This is a genomic window from Micromonospora citrea (assembly GCF_900090315.1).
Classification (GTDB): Bacteria; Actinomycetota; Actinomycetes; order Mycobacteriales; family Micromonosporaceae; genus Micromonospora; species Micromonospora citrea.
The window spans coordinates 5,456,802-5,475,721 of sequence record NZ_FMHZ01000002.1 but is presented as its reverse complement, the minus strand read 5'-3'; the positions used below and the strand labels follow the sequence as shown (position 1 = coordinate 5,475,721).

The following is an 18,920-nucleotide window of genomic DNA, read 5'->3' as shown; positions in this document are numbered from 1 at the left end:
GCGGTCACCGGGCCCCCGCCCCTTCCCCGGTCACGGGCAGCTCGGTGAAGAAGCAGGTCCGGTGCCCCGTGTGGCACGCCGCGCCGACCTGCTCGACGTCGACCAGCAGGGCGTCGCCGTCGCAGTCCAGCGCCACCGAGCGGACGTACTGGTGGTGCCCGGAGGTGGCGCCCTTGACCCAGTACTCCTGGCGGCTGCGCGACCAGTAGGTGGCCCGCCCGGTGGTCAGGGTGCGGTGCAGCGCCTCGTCGTCCATCCAGGCGACCATCAGCACCTCGCCGGAGTCGTGCTGGCGGACCACCGCGGCGACCAGGCCGTCGGGGGTGCGACGGAGCCGGGCGGCGATGGCCGGGTCGAGCCGGGAGGCGCGCGCCGGGCCGGCCGCGGGCCCCTGCGGGCTGGGGTGGGCGCCGGTCACCGGCGCGTCAGGTACGGGCACAGTGACCCATTGTCCCGCACGCGGGGCGGGCACCGGCGACGGCTCCCGCCAGGGTCGCGGCGGGGCGTCGGCGGGCCGGGCCAGTTGCGCGACGTAGCGGTCCAGCCGGCCGTCGACGAGGGCGTCGGCCAGGTCCGCCCCGGCGGTCTCGGCGATCTCGGCGGCGTATGGGCGGATCAGCGGCAGGGCGCCCGCGACCAGGCGGGTCGCCGCCGCGCAGACCTGGCCGACGGACCCGGGGCGCAGCCCGAGGCAGAGCAGCATGTCCTCGCGGTAGGTCGGCGGCGCCACGGGCAGGTCGAGGGCGGCGGCGAAGGCCGCCCGGCGCGACGCCACCCGGACCGACGGGTTGGCCGGCCGCAGCACGGAGGGGCAGAGGCGGGCCAGGTCGGCGGCGGCCAGCCGGACGCCGAGACGGTCGTCGGCGTCCCGCGCGCCGGCCACCTTGCCGAGGGTCGCGATCAGCTCCTCGAGCTGCGGCGCGCCGGCCGGCTGGCAGAGCACCGGCAGGTCGATCCGCAGTCGCCAGTGCGGATCGGCCCAGAGCAGCCGCGCCGGCGCCGTCACCGGCAGCCCGAACGCCCAGTCGGCCGGCTCGCCGAGCCGGGTCAGCCAGGAGCGCACGTCGCGGGCGGCCACCGAGACGTGGGTCAGCCGACCGGCGTGCTCCGCCAGGTACGCGCTGCGGGCCGCGTACGGGGCGCCGCCGAGCAGCACGTCCACGTCGATGTCGCTGTGCGCGGTCGCGGCCCGCCGGGCGTGACTGCCGCGCAGCATGATGCCGACCACGGGCTGCTCTGCGCCGGCCCGCAACCGGGCGGTCCATTCGCGGAGGAACCCCTCGTCCGGTGACGGAGCGTGACCCACGGCGCCATCGTGCCGTACGCCCGATCGGCGCGCAATGCCCGATGCCGGACCCGGTGTCCGGTCCGAAGGCTAATGCCCGGGGAACTCCATCGACGCCTCGGGGTACCGCCAGGTGTCGGAGATACACGCGAAGTCAACCGTTGCGCGCCCGGGAAGGTCTCACCTAGCGTCGAGTTCATCGGGCGTTGAGTTTCGCGTGGAGGTGGCGATGGAGGAGGCGATCGCCGTCCGCGACCTGGTCGTCGACCGGGGCGGGCGACGGGTGCTGCACGGCGTCACCGCGTCGGTGCCGCGCGGCGAGGTCACCGGGCTGCTCGGGCCCAGCGGCAGCGGCAAGACCACGCTGATGCGCGCGGTCGTCGGGGTGCAGGTGGTCGGCGCCGGCACGGTCACCGTGCTCGGTCGGCCCGCCGGGTCGCCGGAGCTGCGCCGCCGGGTCGGCTACCTCACCCAGGCGCCGAGCGTCTACGCCGACCTGACGGTGCGGGAGAACGCGCGTTACTTCGCCGCGCTGCACGGCCGGGGCCGGGCCGACGCCGACCGGGCCGTCGCCGACGTCGGCCTGGCCGAGGCGGCCGGCCAGCTGGTCGGCACCCTCTCCGGCGGGCAGCGCAGCCGGGCGTCGCTGGCCTGCGCCCTCGTCGGGGAGCCGGAGCTGGTCGTCCTCGACGAGCCGACCGTCGGCCAGGACCCGGTCCTGCGGGCCGACCTCTGGGCCCGGTTCCACGCCCTGGCCGCCGCCGGCACCACCCTGCTGGTCTCCAGCCACGTGATGGACGAGGCGGCCCGCTGCGACCGGCTGCTGCTGATCCGCGAGGGGCGGCTGATCGCCGACGACACCCCCGACGCGATCCGCGCCGCCGCCGGCGTCGACGACCTGGACGAGGCGTTCCTGCGGCTGATCAGAGCCGGCGGGGCCGCCGGAGGGGAGGCGTCGTGAACCCGCGGATCCTCGCCGCCACCACCGGCCGCATCCTGCGCCAGCTGCGGCACGACCGGCGCACCGTCGCGCTGCTGGCGGTGGTGCCGTCGGCGCTGCTCGCCCTGGTCTACTTCATGTACGTCGACCAGCCCGCCCCGCCCGGGCAGCCGTCGGTGTTCGACCGGGTCGCCCTGGTGATGCTCGGGTTCTTCCCCTTCGTGATCATGTTTCTGGTGACCAGCATCGCGATGCTGCGCGAGCGCACCACCGGCACGCTGGAGCGGCTGCTCACCACCCCGCTGGGCAAGCTCGACCTGCTCTTCGGCTACGGCATCGCGTTCGGGCTGGCCGCGGTGGTCCAGGCCGTCATCGCGACCGCCGTCGCGTACGGGGTCTTCGACCTGTACACCGCCGGCGACAGCGGGCTGGTGATCATGATCGCCGCGCTGAACGCGGTGCTCGCCGTCGCGCTCGGGCTCTTCTGCAGCGCCTTCGCCCGCACCGAGTTCCAGGCCGTACAGTTCATGCCGGTCGTGGTGGTGCCCCAGTTGCTGCTCTGCGGGCTGTTCGTGCCCCGGGGCGAGATGGCGGGCTGGTTGCAGGCGGTCAGCGACGTGCTGCCGCTGTCGTACGCCGTCGAGGCGCTGCAGGAGGTGGGCGCCAACGCCGAGCCGACCGGCACGATGTGGCAGGACGTGGCGGTGGTCGCCGGCGCGGCGGTGCTGGCGCTGGTGCTCGCCGCGGCCACCCTGCGGCGGCGCAGCGGCTGACGCCGCGCACGCCGGCCCGGGCGGGCGGCGGACGACGAGGTGAAGGGCGGCGATGGCGCGGCGGACCGGACGGCGACCCGGCAACCCGGACACCCGGGAAGCGATCCTCGACGCGGCCCGCGCCGCCTTCGCCGAGCGCGGGTTCGACGCGGCCTCGATCCGGGCCATCGCCGCCGCCGCACAGGTCGACCCGGCCCTGGTGCACCACTACTTCGGCAGCAAGGACCAGCTCTTCCTGGCCGCGATGCGGGCCCCGGTCGACCCCGGCGAGCTGCTGCCTAGGGTGCTGGCGGGCGACCGGGACGGCGTCGGCGAGCGACTGGTCCGCACCTTCCTCGGCGTCTGGGACTCCCCGGCCGGCGCCGCCGGGGTGGCCCTGCTGCGCTCGGCGGTGAGCAACGAGTGGACCGCCCGACTGCTGCGGGAGTTCCTGGTCAGCCAGGTGCTCCGCACGGTCCTGAACCGGCTCGACGTCGACCCGGCCGAGCTGCCGTTGCGCGGCTCGCTGGTGGCCAGCCAGATGATCGGCCTGGCCATGATGCGGCACGTGATCCGGCTGGAGCCGGTCGCCTCGGCCGCCCCGGAGACGCTCGTCGCGGCGGTCGGCCCGACGGTGCAGCGCTACCTGACCGGCGATCTCGCCGAGGTCCTCGCCGGCTGACGCGGCGGGATCAGGCGTGGTCCGCGTGCCGGGCGGCGGCGTGGCGGCAGAGCATCGGGGGCAGGACGCGGGCCAGCTCCGCCTCGCCGGTCAGCGGGCGCGGGAAGGTCAGGCGGGCGCGCCGGCGGGCGCCGGGCCGGCCGTGTGCCACCAGCAGGCCGTACCGGTCGATCCGGACCACCCGTGGCGCGGTGTCCGGGCCGGTGTCGGCCAGGCCGAGCTGCCGCCGCAGGTAGGCGGCCATCTCGGCGGCGTGGTGCTCGGCCAGGTCGGCCAGCAGCCCCGCCTCGACCGGGTGCAGGGGGTCCGGCTCGGCCTCGGCGTACGCCGTCGGGTCGATGCGGCGGACGGCGTCGGCGCGTTCCCAGCGGGCCTCGGCCACCTCGAAGCGGTGCAGCCGGAAGCGGGTGCCGACGTCGAGCAGGTCGCCGGTCGGCTCGACCTCGGCGAAGTCCAGCGCGGCCCGGCGCTCCCGGGCGCCGTCCAGCCGGGTCGCCCAGCCGGAGACCCAGGCCCGGCCGAGGCTGGGCGCTCCGGCGGCGGGCGGCAGGTCGAGCACGTCCAGCACCAGCGCGACGTCGGTCTCGCCGGCGGCGGGCCGCAGCGCCGCGGCGAGGTCGCTGACCACCGGCACGAGCAGCAGCACCCGCCCGTCCGGGTCGGTCACGTGCCGCACCTGGTGCGGGCCGGGCCGGCGCGCCACGTGGGCGAGGCCGGGCAACCGGCCGGCGACGAGGGTACGGACGATCTCCGCCGGGCTGGGCCGCATGGCCGACCTCCAAGGTAGGTTAGGCTTACCTAAATCGGAGACTAGAGCACCGGTTCGGAGACGTCCAGCGTGAACCACCCCAGGCCCAAGCCCGGCTCTCCCACGCCCTCGGCATCCCGCTGACCCGCAAGGTCGACCGGCCGTCCTACCGGCTGCGGCCCGGCCGGGTGGTGGCCGTCCGCGAGCGCAGCCGCGGGTCGACGCCGTTTTAGCTCGCCACCGCCGGCGCCAACGCGGGCGACGGTACGGCCCGGCCGTACCTGTCGGTGGAGCTGGCCGAGCTGCGCGAGCCCGCCCGGCACGAGGTCCCGGTGCACTGCGACGAGCAGTTCGTCGTGGAGTTCCACTCCCGCTGACCGGCGCTCCGACGGGCCGACGGGCCGCGGTGGGCGCGTTCCGGCGCGCCCGCCGCGGCCAGGACGGGTCGGTTCAGCGGGTCTGCTCCAGCCAGGAGGCGTAGAGCAGGCCGTACACCGACTCCGGGTCGCGGACCAGCTCGTCGTGCGGGCCGCGCTGCACGATCCGGCCCCGGTCCACCACGATGACCTCGTCCGCCGACTGCGCAGTGGAGAGCCGGTGCGCGATGGCGAGCGTGGTGCGCCCCCGGGTCACCGCGTCCAGGGTGCGTTGCAGCCGCACCTCCGTGGCCGGGTCGACCGCGCTGGTCGCCTCGTCCAGCACCAGCAGGTCCGGGTCCGCCACGTACGCGCGGGCGAGCGCCACCAGCTGCCGCTCCCCCACGCTCAGCGCCTCGCCCCGCTCCCCGACGGGCGTGTGCAGGCCCGACGGCAACCCGTCCACCCAGTCGGCGAGCCCAAGCTCGGTGAAGGCGGCGCCGAGCTGCTCGTCGGTCAGCTCCGGCCGGGCGAAGCGGACGTTCTCCGCGACCGTGGCGTCGAAGAGGAAGCCGTCCTGCGGGACCATCACCACCCGCGACCGCAGCGACGCGAACCGCACCTGCTCCAGCGGCACCCCGGAGAGCAGCACCTGGCCGGCGGTCGGATCCATCAGCCGGGTGAGCAGCTTCGCGAACGTGGTCTTGCCGCTGCCGGTCTCGCCGACCACCGCGACCCGGCTCTTCGCCGGGATCTCCACGTCGATGTCGTGCAGCACGGGCGGGCCGCCCGGGTAGGCGAAGCCCACCCCGGCGAAGCGGATGTCCAGCGGGCCGGGCGGCAGCTCGCGCCCCTGCTCGCCCGGGTCGGCGACGTCCGGCGCGACGTCCAGCACGTCCAGCACGCGGCGCCAGCCGGCGATGGCGTTCTGCGCCTCGTTGAGCACCTCGGTGGCGATCTGCACCGGCTGGATGAAGAGCGTGACCAGGAAGAGGAAGGCGGTCACCTCGCCGACGCTCAGGGTGCGGTCGGCGCCGAGGGTCACCCCGAGCACCACCACGCCCGCGAGGGCCAGCCCGGCGGCCAGCTCGCCGACCGAGCTGCCCAGGATGCTGATCCTGATCGCCTTCTGCTGGGCCCGCCGCTGGCCGTCGATCGCCTCGTCCAGCCGGCGCGCGGTCCGCCCCGCGATCCCGTACGCGCGGATCACCGGCGCGCCGACCACGCTCTCGCCGATCGCCCCGAGCAGGGCCCCGGTGCGCTGCCGCACCACCCCGTACGCCCCGGCGAGGCGGCGCTGCAACAGCCGGATCACCAGCACGGCGGGCAGGAAGGCGGCGTAGACGACGAGGGTCAACTGCCAGGAGTAGGCCAGCATCACCAGCGTGGTCACCACCAGCTGGCCGAGATTGATCACCAGGATCACGCCGCCCCACTGGAGGAACTGGGTGATCTGGTCGACGTCGCTGGTCACCCGCGACACCAGCGAGCCGCGCCGCTCCGACTGCTGGTGCAGCATGGACAGGTCGTGCACGTGCCGGAACGCCCGCACCCGCACGTTCGCCAGCGCGGTCTCGCTGACCGTGAAGAGCCGGCGCATCATCAGGTAGCCGCAGAGCGTGGTCACCACCAGCACGGCCGCGGTGGCCGCGACCACCGTCCAGACCACGGTCAGGTCGAGCCCGCCCACGATGCCGTTGTCGATGCCCTGCTGCACGGCCACCGGCACGGCCGCCCGGCCGACCATGTAGACCAGGGCCAGGCCGAGGGTGCCGGCGAGACCGACCCGCAGCTCCGGGGAGAGCGCGAGCCCCCGCCGCAGCGTCTGCCAGGTCGTCTCCGCCGTCTCGGTCATCTCGGCCGACGCCGCCTTGCTCTCGGTCGCGCTCACCGGTCCACCTCGATTTCCAGGCCCGAACTCAGCGGGGCGACCTCGTCGTACGTCTCGTCCTTGGTGTGGTCGACCTCCGCCTGCTCGTAGGCGGTGACCAGGTCGGCGTAGCCCGGCACGGTGGCGAGCAGCTCGGCGTGCGTGCCGCGGGCGACCACCCGCCCCTGCTCCAGGTAGACCACCTCGTCGGCCAGCGCGATGGTGGCCCGCCGGTAGGCGACCACCAGGATCGACGCGGCGGGCGCGCCGGGCTCCCCGGCCGACGAGCGCAGCCCGGCCAGGATGGCCGCCTCCACCCGGGGGTCGACGGCGCTGGTCGCGTCGTCGAGCACCAGCAGGCGGGGCCGGCCGGCGAGCGCGCGGGCCAGGGTGAGCCGCTGCCGCTGGCCGCCGGAGAGCGAGGTGCCCCGCTCGCCGACCATCGTGTCGAGGCCGTCGGGCAGGGCGGCGACGAAGCCGTCCGCCTCGGCCAGCCGCAGCGCCGCCCAGACGTCGTCGTCGCCGACGCCGGGCCGGTCCAGGGTGATGTTGGCCCGGACGGTGTCGTCGAAGACGAACGGCACCTGGGCGACCAGCGCGGCGGTGCCGGCCAGCGAGGCGGCGGTGAGCCGGCGCACGTCCACCCCGTCCAGCGTCACCGTGCCGGCCCGGGGGTCGACCAGCCGGACGGCCAGCGCCGCGACCGTGGACTTGCCGGCGCCGGTGGGCCCGACCAGGGCGACGGTCTTGCCGGCGGGCACGGTGAAGGAGACCTCGCCGAGCACCTCGGCGCCGGGCAGGTGCGCCTCGGCGGGCTCGTAGCCGAACCGGACGCCGGAGAAGGTGAGCGTGGCCGGGCGGGGATCGGCCGCGTCGAGCGTGACGTCGCCGTACGGCATCTCGCCGGTGGCGTCGAGCACCCGGCGGACCCGGTCCCAGCCGGCGACGCTGCGCGGCAGCTCGGCCAGCACCCAGCCGATGGCCCGCACGGGGAAGGCCAGCACGGTGAAGAGGAACGCGACGCTGACCAGCTCGGTGACGCTGATCGCGCCCTGCCGCAGCCGGAAGGTGCCCACCACCAGCACGGCGAGGGTGCCGAGGCTGGGCAGTGTCTCCAGCACCGGGTCGAAGACGCCGCGCAGCCGACCGACGGAGACCAGCGCGTCGCGCAGCTCGCCCGCGCGGGCGGCGAACCGGTCGGTCTCCTGGGCCTCCCGGCCCATCGTCTTGACCACGAGGGCGCCGTCGAAGCTCTCGTGGGCGATGCCGCTGACCTCGGCGCGCAGTCGCTGGGCCCGGGCCTGGCGCGGGGCCATCCGGCGCGAGTAGGCGACGTTGAGCGCGAAGAGCGCCGGGAAGACGCCGAGGCCGACCAGGGCCAACGCCCAGTCGGTGGCGAAGAGCGAGGCGACCGCGCCGACGAGCATCACCAGGGTGCCGACCGCGAACGGCAGCGGGGCGATGGGGTGCCAGGCCGCCTCCACGTCGGAGTTGGCGTTGGACAGCAGCGTGCCGGTGGCGTTGCGGTGGTGCCACGACAGCGGCAGCTCCAGGTAGCGCCGGGTGACCCGACGCCGGTAGGCGGCCTGGAGGCGGTACTGCATGTAGCCCGCGCCGAGGCGGCGGCCGAAGATGCCGACCACCCGCAGCACGCTGATGCCGAACAGCGCGACGGCGGCCAGGGCGAGCGCCCCGACCCCGACCGAGCCGCGCTCGATCGCCGGGACCACCACGTCGCCGACCACCGCGCCCACCACGAACGCGCTGGCCACCGTCATGGCGCCGAAGAGCACGCTGCCGGTCACCGCGACCGCGAAGATCCGCGGCTGTTCCCGGATCGCCCTCCCGAGGACGGCCAGCCCTCTGCCGAGCACGTCCCGACTTGCCTTGCTCGCCACGCTCTCCCCCGCCGTAAGCCGCAATTATCTCCCTCATCCTTACCGCTCGGGGCCCGCTCCGCCGCCCCGGGCCGGTATGTCCGCCGTCACGGACCCCGGCCCGCCACGCCCGGCGCGCCGAGCCGGTTCCGCGCGCCTACGATCGGTGACATGCCGCGGTACGCCCGATCGGAGCGCGAGGCGCTCGCCGACCTGATGCTCACGCTGGGACCGGACGCGCCGACGGTCAACGAGGGGTGGACCACCCGCGACCTCGCCGCCCACCTGGTGCTGCGGGAGCGCCGCCCGGACGCCGCCGGCGGCATCGTGCTGCCGCCCCTGCGGGGGTACGCGGAGCGGATGCGCCGGCGCATCGCGAAGCGCCCCTGGCCGCGCCTGGTCGAGCAGGTGCGCCGGGCGCCGGTGTGGAGCCCGGTCAGCAACCCGGTGACCGACGAACTGGCCAACACGATGGAGTTCTTCATCCACCACGAGGACGTCCGGCGCGCCCGCCCGGGCTGGCTCCCGCGTGACCTGGCGGCCGGGCTCCAGGCGGTGCTGTGGCGTCGGGCCGCCGGGATGGCCCGGCTGGCCCTGCGCCGGTTCCCGGCCGACGTCTTCGTGCAGGCGCCCGGCTACGGCGCGCTCGCCGTCGGCCGGGGCGGCGAGCCCGTCCGGGTGGTCGGTGCGCCGAGCGAGCTCGTCCTGTTCCTCTCCGGCCGCCAGCGGGTCGCCCGGGTGCAGATCGACGGGCCGCCGGCGGCGGCCGACCGACTCCGCAACGCCCACCTGGGCATGTAACTCAATGTACGGAAGCGGTCGCGTCGTAATCTGAAATCGGCTCGACCCAACGACCGCGACCGATCCCCGCTCCCGTACGCTGTCCCGCGCCGTCCCGCCCGGGGGCGGCGCGACAGGGGGCACCATGCGGACCTTTGCGGTCTCGGCACTGCGGGAACCCCCTTTCCCCGCGCGCCGACACTACGCCACCGATCAGGTGGCACAGGAGAGCACCGAGTGGGTGCTCGACCTCGGCCTGATCATTAGCGGGCACCGGCTGCGCCGCCTGCACCGGGCCGACGCCGCCGGGCTGGCCGGGCGGGCCTGCCCGGAGGGGTCGGTCGACCGGCTGCGCCTGCTCGCCGACCTCATCTCCTGGCTGTTCGTGATGGACGACGCCTGCGACGAGGACGGCCTCGGCGACGCCCCCACCCGGCTGGCGCCGACGGTCGCGGCCCTGCTCGACGTGCTGGACCGGCACGGCGAAGCGGCCGGGGGGCCGGGCGCGGCGGGCCCGCTGGGCGACGCGCTGGCCGACCTGTGCCGGCGGGTCCGGGCCGTCGGGACGCCGGCGATGCTGCTGCGCTTCGTCGGCGAGGTGCGGGAGTATCTGCTGGCGTTGCTGTGGGAGGCGGCGAACCGGGAGCAGGGCCGGGTGCCGGAGCTGGCCGAGTACGTGCAGATGCGCCGGCACACCGGCGGGGTGCACCCGAGCTTCACGCTTACGGAGCTGGCCGCCGGGGGGCAACCGGGGGCGGCCGACCGCGCCGCGCCCGCGCTGGTCGCGCTCGACCTGCTCGCCGCCGACCTGGTCTGCTGGTGCAACGACGTCTTCTCGTACGGCAAGGAGAGCGCCGACCAGCCGGACGGACACAACCTGGTGGCGGTCATCGCCGCCGGACGCGCCGGTGGCGACGAGTCGGCGGCACTGCGGGCGGCGGCCGACCGGTTCAACGAGTCCCTGGCCGCCTACCTGACGACGGAGTCGGCGCTGCTGGCGGCCGGCGACGACAGCCTGCGGCCCGCGGTGACCGCCCGGCGGAACTGGATCCGGGCCACCTACGACTGGTCGCTGCGCGCCGCCCGGTACGCCTGACGGCGTTCCACGTGCCGGGACGTGGCCCAGCCGTGATCGACAGAGGGCTGGCCGACCCGCGGGTGCAGGCAATACTCTTCGGTAACGAACACCGACGTGACGACCGTCACGCCTCCACCCCCGAAGGCGGCTACAGCGATGGCTCTCGATGTACCGTACCGCTCCATCCCTGACATGTTCCTCAAGCGCGTGGCGGCGTCCCCCGACCGCGACGCCTTCGCCCACCCGGCCCCCGACGACTCCGGCCCGGTCTGGCTGACCTGGGAGCAGGTGGGCCGCCGCGCCAAGGCGATCGCCGCCGGGCTGCACGGGCTCGGGGTCGGTCAGGAGCATCCGGTGGCGATCCTGGCCAACACCCGGCTCGAATGGGTGCTCGCCGACCTCGGCATCATGTGTGCCGGCGGCGCGACCACCACCGTCTACCCCACCACCGAGCCGGAGGACGCGACCTACATCATCGCCGACTCGGGCTCGCGGGTGCTCTTCGCCGAGAACCCGGCCCAGGCGGCCAAGATCGCCGGAGCGGACCTGCCCGCCCTGACCCACGTGGTGCTCTTCGACGGCGCCGCCGACCCGTCCGCCGCCGTCCCGCAGCTCACCCTCGCCGAGCTCGAGGAGCGGGGCGTCCGGGCGCTGGCCGCCGAGCCCGACCTGATCGAGATGCTCGTCGCCGGGATCGGCCCCGACCACCTGGCCACCCTGATCTACACCTCGGGCACCACCGGGCGGCCGAAGGGCGTCGAGCTGCTGCACGGCGGCTGGTGCTGGGAGGGCGTGGCGCAGGCCGAACTGGGGCTGCTCCGCGACGACGACCTGCAATACCTCTGGCTGCCGCTGTCCCACTCGTTCGGCAAGACGCTGCTCTGCGGAGCGATCCACGTGGGCCTGCCGACGTACGTCGACGGCCGGGTGGACAAGCTGGTCGACCTGCTCGCGGTGATCCGGCCGACGCTGATGTGCGGCGCCCCCCGCGTGTTCGAGAAGGTCTACAACAAGGCGGTCACGACCGCGCAGGCCGCCGGCGGCGCGAAGGCGAAGATCTTCGCCTGGGGCGTGCGCGTCGGCAAGGAGAAGGTCGCCCTGGAGCAGGCCGGCCGGCCGGTCCCGGCGGGGCTGAAGCTGAAGTACGCGGTGGCCGAGAAGCTCGTCTTCAGCAAGCTCCAGGCCCGGCTCGGCGGCCGGATCCGGGTGCTCGTCTCCGGCGCGGCCCCGCTCAGCCCGGAGATCGCCACCTTCTTCGCCGCGGCCAACCTGCCGATCTCCGAGGGCTACGGCCTCACCGAGACCAGCGCCGGCAACTTCGTCAACCCGCCGGACGGGCTGCGGATCGGCACCGTCGGCAAGGCGATGGGCGACCTGGAGTGCCGCATCGACACCGACGGCGAGATCCTGGTGCGTGGCCGGCCGGTGATGCGCGGCTACCACAACCTGCCCGAGGAGACCGCCGCCGCGTTCACCGAGGACGGCTTCTTCCGCACCGGCGACATCGGCACCCTGGACGCCGACGGCTACCTCAAGATCACCGACCGGAAGAAGGACCTGGTCAAGACCTCGGGCGGCAAGTACATCGCGCCCTCGCACATCGAGGGGATGTTCAAGGCCACCTGCCCGTACACCTCGCAGGCGGTCGTGATCGGCCAGGCCCGCAACTACTGCACGATGCTGGTCACGCTGGACCCGGACGCGATCAAGGGCTGGGCCGCCGGCACGCCGCTGGAGGGTCGCGACTACGCCGAGATCGTCGCCTCGCCGGAGGCGAAGGCCATGGTCGAGGGATACGTGGCCGAGCTCAACGCCAAGCTCAACCGCTGGGAGACGATCAAGAAGGTCGCCATCCTGCCGCGCGACCTGACCATCGAGCACGGCGAGATCACGCCGTCGCTGAAGATCAAGCGCCGGGGCGTGGAGAGCAACTTCGCCGCCGAGATCGAGAAGATGTACGCCGGCACGCTCGCCGAACTCTGAGCACGCCGCGCCGGCGGTCCCGGGCCCGGCCCGGGACCGCCGGCCGTCACAGGTGGTGCCCCCGCCACCTCGTCTGCTCGACCTCGGTGGCGAGCTGTTCCTCCAGCGCCACCCGCCGCACCTCCCGCCGTCGCGGGGCGTCGACGACCGTCTGCCCGGCGACCGTCGCCACGGCGGCCGCCGCCAGCACGGCCAGCGCCACCAGCTCCGGCAGCCGGGCGACGGCCGGGACCAGCGCGACGAGGAGCGCCACCCCGGCGACCGACGGCCACCGGGGCGCCCCCAGCGCCCGCTTTCCCAGCAGGATCAGCGTGACCAGGTAGGTCGCCACCCCGCCGTAGAGGGCCAGCAGGTCGAACCCGGGCAGCGGAACCCCCCAGGTCGGGGTCTCCGGGGCGGCCCCCTCGTAGATGAGCCCCTTGAGGCCGAGGGCGAAGAGGATCACGCCCGCGATCAGCGGCAGGTGCAGGAACGTGTAGACGTCCCGGGCCAGCGCGGCGCGGGCGGCCGGCTCCCGGGTGCGGTGCAGCGTCTGCTCCATGGCGAGGGCGAGGGTGTCGAAGTACGCCCACCACAGCGCCGCGACCACCGCGACCCCGAGGACCGCCGCGATGATCACCGGCCAGGTCACCGGCAGCCCGGTGCCGGCCCCCGGCCCCAGGCCGAGCGCGATGATCGACTCGCCGAGCGCCACCATGACGATCAGGGCGTGCCGTTCGGCCCAGTGTCCCGCCGAGAGCACCGTCCACCCGGCGCCGCCCAGCGCCGCGCCGAAGCCGTACTCGACGCCGAGGGCGGCGAGCCACAGCGCCAGCCGGAGCAGGCCCTCCGCCGTGCCGTCGGACACCCGCTGCGGCAGGAGGGCGGCGGCGAGCAGCAGCGCCGTCGCCAGCAGCACCGGCAGCACGAACGGCAGGGTCCGCCGGCGCACCGCCCGGTTGGCGCGGGCCACCCACAGGAAGATCGTCACCTCGGACGCCCGGACCAGGAAGTAGCAGACGACGAAGACCACCGGGCCGGACAGCCCGCCGGGCCGGTCGACGAAGGCCTTCGGCAGGATCAGCGCGAGCACGAAGACCGCGGCGGAGGCGGCGAAGCCGACCAGCGGCGCCACGCCCTGGTCGGTGCGGACCACGTTGCCCAGGGCCGCGAATCCGCTCCAGCACCACCAGAGCAGGGCGAGCAGGACCAGGCACTGGATCAGCCCGCGCGCGGTCGGGTTGCCGGCGGTCGCCGTGGTGACGTTGAGGAAGGCGAAGACGAAGACGAGGTCGTAGAAGAGTTCGAGCCGGGTGGTGCGGGAACCCGGCGCGCTGGGCTGGATCCCGCGCGGCCACCGGACGCCGCCCGTGCTCTCCACCAGGGCAGTGTTTCAGCAGACCCGGCACCCGAGGGCCGGATCGGCGCAGCCCGTCCGAACGGCCGCAACCGTGCGGGGCCACACCTTGGTGGCCGCGCCGCACCGGGGCCGCGCCGGGCCGCTGGCCGGGCCAGGGACGGCGACCGTGCCGGGGCGGCGGGCGCGTCGCGTCGGCGGCCGGGGCCGGAGCGGCGGCCGGGGCCGGCCACCGACGCGACGGGGTTGGTCAGTGGCCGGGTTCGGCGCCGGTGCCGTGCGGGGGCAGCGCCGACTCCCGCAGGGCGCGCCGCGCCTCGCTGAAGAGCAGCGTCTCGGCCACCACCATGCCGACGCAGACGACGGCGAGCATCGCGAGCGCGGCCAGCGCCGGCAGGCGGTCGGCCAGCGGCACGAGGCCGACCAGCAGCAGCACGGCCGCCGCCCGGGGCCAGTTGACCGAGCCCATGTTGCGCAGCCGGAAGCCGAGATGCCCGAGCAGGTAGAGCACCACCCCGCCGTAGAGGGCGTAGAGGCCCAGACCGTGCAGCGGGTCGGTGAGGTCGTGCTCGACGCCGTCGCCGACGTACGACAGCACCTTCTTGAAGCCGAGCGCGAGCAGGATGATGCCGATCACCATCGGCAGGTGCAGGTAGGTGTACGAGTCCCGCGCCAGCGCGGCGCGGGCCGCGCCCTCGGCGCGGTGCAGCACCCGCTCCGCCGCGATGGCCACCACGTCGAAGTACGCCCACCACAGCGCGGCGGTCACGGTGATGGCCAACGCGGACGCGACGATGATCGGCCAGGAGATCGGCAGCTGCGTGACGCCGACGCCGATGGCGACCAGCGACTCCCCCAGCGCCACGATGATGATCAGACCGTGCCGCTCGGCCCAGTGCGCCGCCGAGAAGATCCGCCAGCCGTCCGCGCCGATGAGCATGATGCCGGCGTAGTCCACCACCAGCGCGAGCATCCACAGCGCCGTCCGGATGGTGGAGACCCGGGCCGGGTCGTCGGCGAGCTGCTGCGGCAGCAACGCGGCGGAGAAGAGCAGCAGCGCCCCGCCCAGCATGGGCAGCGCCGCCCGCAGCAGCTGTCGGCGCAGGCCGGCGTCGCCGCGCGCGGCGTGCCAGTAGACGACCAGGTGCAGCACCCGCACGACGAGGTAGCACGCGGCGAAGACCACCGGCCCGGAGAGCCCGCCGGGCAGGTCGTCGAAGGCCTCCGGAATGGTCACCGCCACCACGAACATGGCGGCCATGACCGCGAACAGGGCGACCCGGACGACGCCCTCGTCGGCCCGTACGGTGTTGCCGAGCCACGCGTAGCAGCACCAGCACCACCACAGCAGGGCCAGCAGCAGCAGGCCCCGCAGCAGCCCGCGCCCGGTGAGGTCGTCGGCCATCAGCGCGGTCACCTGGGTGAGCGCGTAGACGAAGACCAGATCGAAGAAGAGCTCCAGCGGGGTCACGGTGGACCCCTCCGTCATGGCCCGCATGCGCGGCGCGCGCCGCGTCGTACCGCCGATTGTCACGGCGCACAGTCTGGCAGCCGACGGGCCCGCCCGGTGCCCCGGGACAGCGCCGATCAGGCGATGACGGCCGGTTCCCGCCACTGCGGCCGGCCGCCCCGGTCCAGGTCGTACCGGACCGCGGCGATCCGGTCGACCGCCTCGACCAGGTCGGCGACGGGCAGGGTGAACGGCAGCCGCAGGAAGCGCTCCAGCGTGCCGTCCAGGCCGAACCGGGGCCCGGGCGCCAGCCGTACGCCGACCTCCTCGGTGGCGCGGGCGAGCGCGCTGGAGATCGGGCCGTCCAGCTCGGCCCAGAGGGTCACCCCGCCGTGCGGCACGGTGACCCGCCACTCGGGCAGGCGCTGCGCGAGCGCCGCCAGCAGCGCGTCGCGCTGGGCGGTGAGCTGCGCCCGGCGCGCGGCGACGATGGCCGGGGCCTCGGCGAGCAGGTGGACCGCGACCAGTTGGTCCAGCACGGGACTGGCCATGTCGACCCCGACCCGGGCGGCGGCCAACCGCTGCACCTGCGGCGCCGAGGCGCGGACCCAGCCGATCCGCAGGCCACCCCAGAACGGCTTGCTCATCCCGCCGATGGTGATCACGCGGGAGTGCCGGTCGTGGGCGGCGGTGGGCGGAGGCAGCACCGTCCCGTCCAGCGGCAGGTCGACGAAGGACTCGTCGACGACCAGGTCGGTGCCGACGGCGTGCGCGGTGGCCACCACCCGCTCGCGCAGCGGCGCCGGCATCAGGTGGCCGGTGGGGTTCTGGAAGTCGGGGATCAGGTACGCCAGCTTCGGCCGGACCTGACGGAGGCTGCCGAGCAGCAGGTCGGCGTCCCAGCCGGGTTCCTCGACGGCCAGGCCGTGGGTGGTGATCCGGGCCCGCCGGGCCGAGAGCGCGGCCAGCGCGTTCGGATAGCTGGGCGCCTCCACCAGCACGGTGCCGCCGGGCGCGAGCGCCAGGCGGAGCACCAGGTCCAGGGCGTGCTGGGTGCCGTTGGTGACCATGATCTGGTCGGGCGAGGTGGGCAGGCCCCGCGCGGTGTACGCGGCGGCCACCGCCTCGCGCAGCTCGATGATCCCGGTCGGGTGGTAGCCGGCCCCGCCCAGGTAGCGCGGCAGGTCCTCGGCCGCGGCCCGGGCGGCGGGCAGCAGTTCCGGCGGGGCGGCGAGCGCGGCCACACCGAGATCGATCATGTCCCGGTCGTCCAGCGGGGTCCAGAGCCCGGTGCTCGCCACCCGGTGGGTGCCCGGGAGCATGGTCCAGCTGCCGGCGCCGCGCCGGCTCGCCAGGTGCCCGCTCTCGCGCAGCTCCCGGTACGCGGCGGTGACCGTGGTACGGCTGATCTTCAGGGCCTCGGCCAGTTCCCGCTCGGCCGGCAGGCGTACGCCCAGCGGCAGCCGGCCGTCGGCGAGCAGGCCCCGGACGGCGCCGGCCAGGGCGGCGTAGTCGGGGCTGCGCCGGCGGCCCGGAAGCGCATGCCACTGACCCAGGAGCCGCGCCAATTGGGCACCCCGAACCTGACTCGTCATGGCCACTCCCCCGATATTGGCTCTTCCCGACCGCCAATTGGACCCTAGGGTGGCATGAGTGGCAGCAATTGGCAATCTCCGGCAGCGCCCCGTGCGGCGGCTCACCCAGCTCTACGCGGGGCTCGTGCTCTACGGCCTCAGCATGGCCCTCCTGATCAACTCGGGGCTGGGCCTCGACCCGTGGGACGTGTTCCACCAGGGCCTGTCCGAGCGGACCGGCCTCTCCTTCGGCACCGTCACCATCGCGGTGGGCGCGGCGGTGCTGCTCCTCTGGATCCCGCTGCGGCAGCGCCCGGGGCTCGGCACGGTCAGCAACGTCCTGGTGATCGGGCTGGTGGTGGACGCGGCGCTGGCCGTGCTGCCGGCCGGCGGGCCGCTCGGCGTACGGATCGGCCTGCTGGTCGCCGGCATCGTGGCCAACGGCGCGGCGACCGGCCTCTACATCGGCGCCCGCCTCGGGCCCGGCCCGCGCGACGGCCTGATGACCGGCTACGTGGCCCGGCGGCCCGGCCGGTCGATCCGGCGGGTCCGCACCGCCATCGAGGTCACCGTGCTGGCGCTGGGCTGGCTGCTCGGCGGCACGGTCGGCGTCGGCACGGTCGCGTACGCGCTCGCCATCGGCCCGCTGACCCAGTTCTTCCTGCCGTTGTTCACCGTCCCGCAGCCGGCGGAGGCGGCCCCGGCCCCGGTCGGGCCGCTCCCGGCGACCTGACCCGACCCGGCGTCGGTGTTCCCTTCCGCCGCGACGCCCGGCAGAATCCTGGCATGGGGGAGAGCGGTTGGCGCTGGAGCGACGCCTGGATCTTCGTCTCGCTGGTGATCGCCAGCGGCGCCGGACGGCACCGCCGGGCGGCGTCGAGCCGGCGGCCCGAGGGCGTGCGCCTGGCCGACGTGCTCTCCACGGCCGACCACCTCAACCAGACCATCCCCGAACGGCACGAGGTGGAGACGGCGGTCCGCCGCCTCGTCGGGGCCGGTCTGGTCAGCGTCAGCGACGGCTGGTTCCGCATCACCGCCGACGGTGAGCGGCTCTGGCGCACCCGGCCGAGCGCCGGGCTGGCCACCACCGTCGACACGGTGCAGGGCGTGCTCAGCCGGCGACACACCCCGGGCAGCGCGGAGTGGCACCTCGACGAGGAGGAGCACGCCGCGGCCGTCCAGGAATACGTGGTGCGGTCGATCCCGGCGCCGCGGCGCTCCCCGGAGAACCGGTCCCGCCGGGACTGACCCGCCGACGAGCGACGCCGGGCGGGCGTCGGGACCGGCCCACCGACGAGCGACGCCGGACGGGCGGGCAGGCGTCGGGACCGGCCCGCCGACGACCGACGCCGCAGGGGCGGGCGGGTCCGTCAGCGGACGGGGTGGCCGGCCCCGCGCAGCGCGTCCTTGACCTCGGCGACGGTCAGCTCGCCGAAGTGGAAGACGCTGGCCGCGAGCACGGCGTCCGCCCCCGCGCCGATCGCCGGCGCGAAGTGCGCGACCTCGCCCGCGCCGCCGCTGGCCACCACCGGCACGTCGACCACCCGGCGCACCGCGCCGATGAGTTCGAGGTCGAAACCGGCCTTGGTGCCGTCGGCGTCCATCGAGTTGAGCAGGATCTCGCCCGCCCCCAGCTCGGCGGCGCGCCGGGCCCACTCGACCGCGTCCAGCCCCGTGCCGCGCCGGCCGCCGTGGGTGGTCACCTCGAAGCCGCTGCGTGTGCCGCCGGCCGGCGCGCGCCGCACGTCGAGCGAGAGCACCAGCACCTGCCGGCCGAACCGGTCGGCGATCTCGGCGATCAGCTCGGGGCGGGCGATCGCGGCGGTGTTCACCCCGACCTTGTCCGCGCCGGCGCGCAGCAGGGTGTCGACGTCGGCCACCTGCCGGACGCCGCCGCCGACGGTCAGCGGGATGAAGACCGACTCGGCCGTGCGGCGGACCACGTCGAGCATGGTGCCCCGGTCGCTGGAGGAGGCGGTGACGTCGAGGAAGGTCAGCTCGTCCGCGCCGGCCCGGTCGTACGCCGCGGCCAGCTCCACCGGGTCGCCGGCGTCGCGCAGGTCGAGGAAGTTGACCCCCTTGACCACCCGCCCGGCGTCCACGTCGAGACAGGGGATCACCCGTACCGCCACCGTCATGCCGCGAGCCTATCCTTCCCGGCCACGGCGGTGGCCGGCCTGTGAGGCCGGCCACCGCCGTCGAACGCTCC

The 18,920-nt window shown here is 75.1% G+C and carries 16 protein-coding genes and 1 pseudogene; 8 read left to right on the top strand and 9 right to left on the bottom strand.

The window, feature by feature from the left end; genetic code table 11:
• Positions 1–4: 4 nt before the first annotated feature.
• On the bottom strand, positions 5–439 hold the full coding sequence (gene hisI, locus GA0070606_RS33520) for a phosphoribosyl-AMP cyclohydrolase (RefSeq protein WP_091108175.1): 435 nt from the start codon (positions 437–439) through the stop codon (positions 5–7).
• A 183-nt stretch (positions 440–622) separates the two neighbouring features.
• Positions 623–1,216: pseudogene (locus tag GA0070606_RS33515) on the bottom strand (phosphoribosyl-AMP cyclohydrolase); the annotation flags it as partial.
• A gap of 298 nt (positions 1,217–1,514) precedes the next feature.
• On the opposite strand from GA0070606_RS33515, the gene GA0070606_RS25090 reads away from it, so the two are divergent.
• Genes GA0070606_RS25090 through GA0070606_RS25080 form a run of 3 tightly spaced genes read left to right on the top strand, consistent with a single transcriptional unit; the run spans position 1,515 to position 3,659 of the window.
• A complete protein-coding gene (locus GA0070606_RS25090) occupies positions 1,515–2,246 on the top strand; it encodes an ABC transporter ATP-binding protein (RefSeq protein ID WP_091108173.1) in 732 nt (243 codons plus the stop codon).
• Complete coding sequence (locus tag GA0070606_RS25085) at positions 2,243–2,998, top strand: ABC transporter permease (RefSeq protein WP_091104951.1); 756 nt, start codon at positions 2,243–2,245, stop codon at positions 2,996–2,998. The genes GA0070606_RS25090 and GA0070606_RS25085 overlap by 4 nt, the downstream gene beginning before the upstream one ends.
• A gap of 52 nt (positions 2,999–3,050) precedes the next feature.
• The gene (locus tag GA0070606_RS25080) at positions 3,051–3,659 is read left to right on the top strand and encodes a TetR/AcrR family transcriptional regulator (RefSeq protein ID WP_091104949.1); all 609 of its coding nucleotides are present in this window, start codon (positions 3,051–3,053) and stop codon (positions 3,657–3,659) included.
• A 10-nt stretch (positions 3,660–3,669) separates the two neighbouring features.
• On the opposite strand, the gene GA0070606_RS25075 is transcribed toward GA0070606_RS25080, so the two are convergent.
• The 3 genes from GA0070606_RS25075 to GA0070606_RS25060 form a co-directional block, all read right to left on the bottom strand.
• The gene (locus GA0070606_RS25075; RefSeq protein WP_091104946.1) at positions 3,670–4,428 is read right to left on the bottom strand and encodes a DUF2470 domain-containing protein; all 759 of its coding nucleotides are present in this window, start codon (positions 4,426–4,428) and stop codon (positions 3,670–3,672) included.
• A gap of 429 nt (positions 4,429–4,857) precedes the next feature.
• Positions 4,858–6,618, bottom strand: a complete 1,761-nt coding sequence (locus GA0070606_RS25065; protein ID WP_091108172.1) for an ABC transporter ATP-binding protein — start codon at positions 6,616–6,618, stop codon at positions 4,858–4,860.
• Positions 6,619–6,650: 32 nt separating this feature from the next.
• Positions 6,651–8,531, bottom strand: a complete 1,881-nt coding sequence (locus GA0070606_RS25060; protein ID WP_091104944.1) for an ABC transporter ATP-binding protein — start codon at positions 8,529–8,531, stop codon at positions 6,651–6,653.
• A 150-nt stretch (positions 8,532–8,681) separates the two neighbouring features.
• On the opposite strand from GA0070606_RS25060, the gene GA0070606_RS25055 reads away from it, so the two are divergent.
• From GA0070606_RS25055 to GA0070606_RS25045, 3 genes are all read left to right on the top strand, one after another.
• Entirely contained in the window at positions 8,682–9,311 is a 630-nt protein-coding gene (locus GA0070606_RS25055; RefSeq protein ID WP_091104941.1) for a TIGR03085 family metal-binding protein, read from the top strand.
• A gap of 196 nt (positions 9,312–9,507) precedes the next feature.
• Positions 9,508–10,386, top strand: a complete 879-nt coding sequence (locus tag GA0070606_RS25050; RefSeq protein WP_245724798.1) for a terpene synthase family protein — start codon at positions 9,508–9,510, stop codon at positions 10,384–10,386.
• Positions 10,387–10,524: 138 nt separating this feature from the next.
• Positions 10,525–12,351, top strand: coding sequence for an AMP-dependent synthetase/ligase (locus GA0070606_RS25045; RefSeq protein WP_091104936.1), 1,827 nt, complete (start codon positions 10,525–10,527; stop codon positions 12,349–12,351).
• Between the two features lie 46 nt (positions 12,352–12,397).
• Here GA0070606_RS25045 and GA0070606_RS25040 read toward each other — a convergent pair whose 3' ends face one another.
• The 3 genes from GA0070606_RS25040 to yczR all read right to left on the bottom strand — a co-directional run bounded on the left by GA0070606_RS25040 (position 12,398) and on the right by yczR (position 16,732).
• Positions 12,398–13,711, bottom strand: a complete 1,314-nt coding sequence (locus GA0070606_RS25040) for a low temperature requirement protein A (protein WP_245724797.1) — start codon at positions 13,709–13,711, stop codon at positions 12,398–12,400.
• Between the two features lie 226 nt (positions 13,712–13,937).
• Complete coding sequence (locus GA0070606_RS25035) at positions 13,938–15,176, bottom strand: low temperature requirement protein A (RefSeq protein ID WP_091108167.1); 1,239 nt, start codon at positions 15,174–15,176, stop codon at positions 13,938–13,940.
• A 98-nt stretch (positions 15,177–15,274) separates the two neighbouring features.
• A complete protein-coding gene (yczR, locus tag GA0070606_RS25030) occupies positions 15,275–16,732 on the bottom strand; it encodes a MocR-like transcription factor YczR (protein WP_091104934.1) in 1,458 nt (485 codons plus the stop codon).
• A 58-nt stretch (positions 16,733–16,790) separates the two neighbouring features.
• Between yczR and yczE the strand changes: the two genes are divergently transcribed.
• Positions 16,791–17,444: a membrane protein YczE gene (yczE, locus tag GA0070606_RS25025; protein WP_091104932.1), complete on the top strand. Its 654-nt coding sequence runs from the start codon at positions 16,791–16,793 to the stop codon at positions 17,442–17,444.
• Positions 17,445–17,497: 53 nt separating this feature from the next.
• Positions 17,498–17,959 (top strand): hypothetical protein, encoded by a 462-nt coding sequence (locus tag GA0070606_RS25020; RefSeq protein ID WP_091104929.1) that lies wholly within the window; start codon positions 17,498–17,500, stop codon positions 17,957–17,959.
• 122 nt (positions 17,960–18,081) lie between these two features.
• Here GA0070606_RS25020 and hisF read toward each other — a convergent pair whose 3' ends face one another.
• On the bottom strand, positions 18,082–18,849 hold the full coding sequence (hisF, locus tag GA0070606_RS25015; protein ID WP_091104927.1) for an imidazole glycerol phosphate synthase subunit HisF: 768 nt from the start codon (positions 18,847–18,849) through the stop codon (positions 18,082–18,084).
• Positions 18,850–18,920 lie beyond the last annotated feature (71 nt).

Bases quoted from the DNA above. Each gene is read 5' to 3' on its own strand.
- GA0070606_RS25090 (WP_091108173.1), top strand. From the start codon at position 1,515: ATGGAGGAGGCGATCGCCGTCCGCGACCTGGTCGTCGACCGGGGCGGG.
- GA0070606_RS25080 (WP_091104949.1), top strand. From the start codon at position 3,051: ATGGCGCGGCGGACCGGACGGCGACCCGGCAACCCGGACACCCGGGAA.
- GA0070606_RS25075 (WP_091104946.1), bottom strand. From the start codon at position 4,428: ATGCGGCCCAGCCCGGCGGAGATCGTCCGTACCCTCGTCGCCGGCCGG.
- GA0070606_RS25065 (WP_091108172.1), bottom strand. From the start codon at position 6,618: ATGACCGAGACGGCGGAGACGACCTGGCAGACGCTGCGGCGGGGGCTC.
- GA0070606_RS25055 (WP_091104941.1), top strand. From the start codon at position 8,682: ATGCCGCGGTACGCCCGATCGGAGCGCGAGGCGCTCGCCGACCTGATG.
- GA0070606_RS25045 (WP_091104936.1), top strand. From the start codon at position 10,525: ATGGCTCTCGATGTACCGTACCGCTCCATCCCTGACATGTTCCTCAAG.
- GA0070606_RS25035 (WP_091108167.1), bottom strand. From the start codon at position 15,176: ATGACGGAGGGGTCCACCGTGACCCCGCTGGAGCTCTTCTTCGATCTG.
- yczR (WP_091104934.1), bottom strand. From the start codon at position 16,732: ATGACGAGTCAGGTTCGGGGTGCCCAATTGGCGCGGCTCCTGGGTCAG.
- GA0070606_RS25020 (WP_091104929.1), top strand. From the start codon at position 17,498: ATGGGGGAGAGCGGTTGGCGCTGGAGCGACGCCTGGATCTTCGTCTCG.
- hisF (WP_091104927.1), bottom strand. From the start codon at position 18,849: ATGACGGTGGCGGTACGGGTGATCCCCTGTCTCGACGTGGACGCCGGG.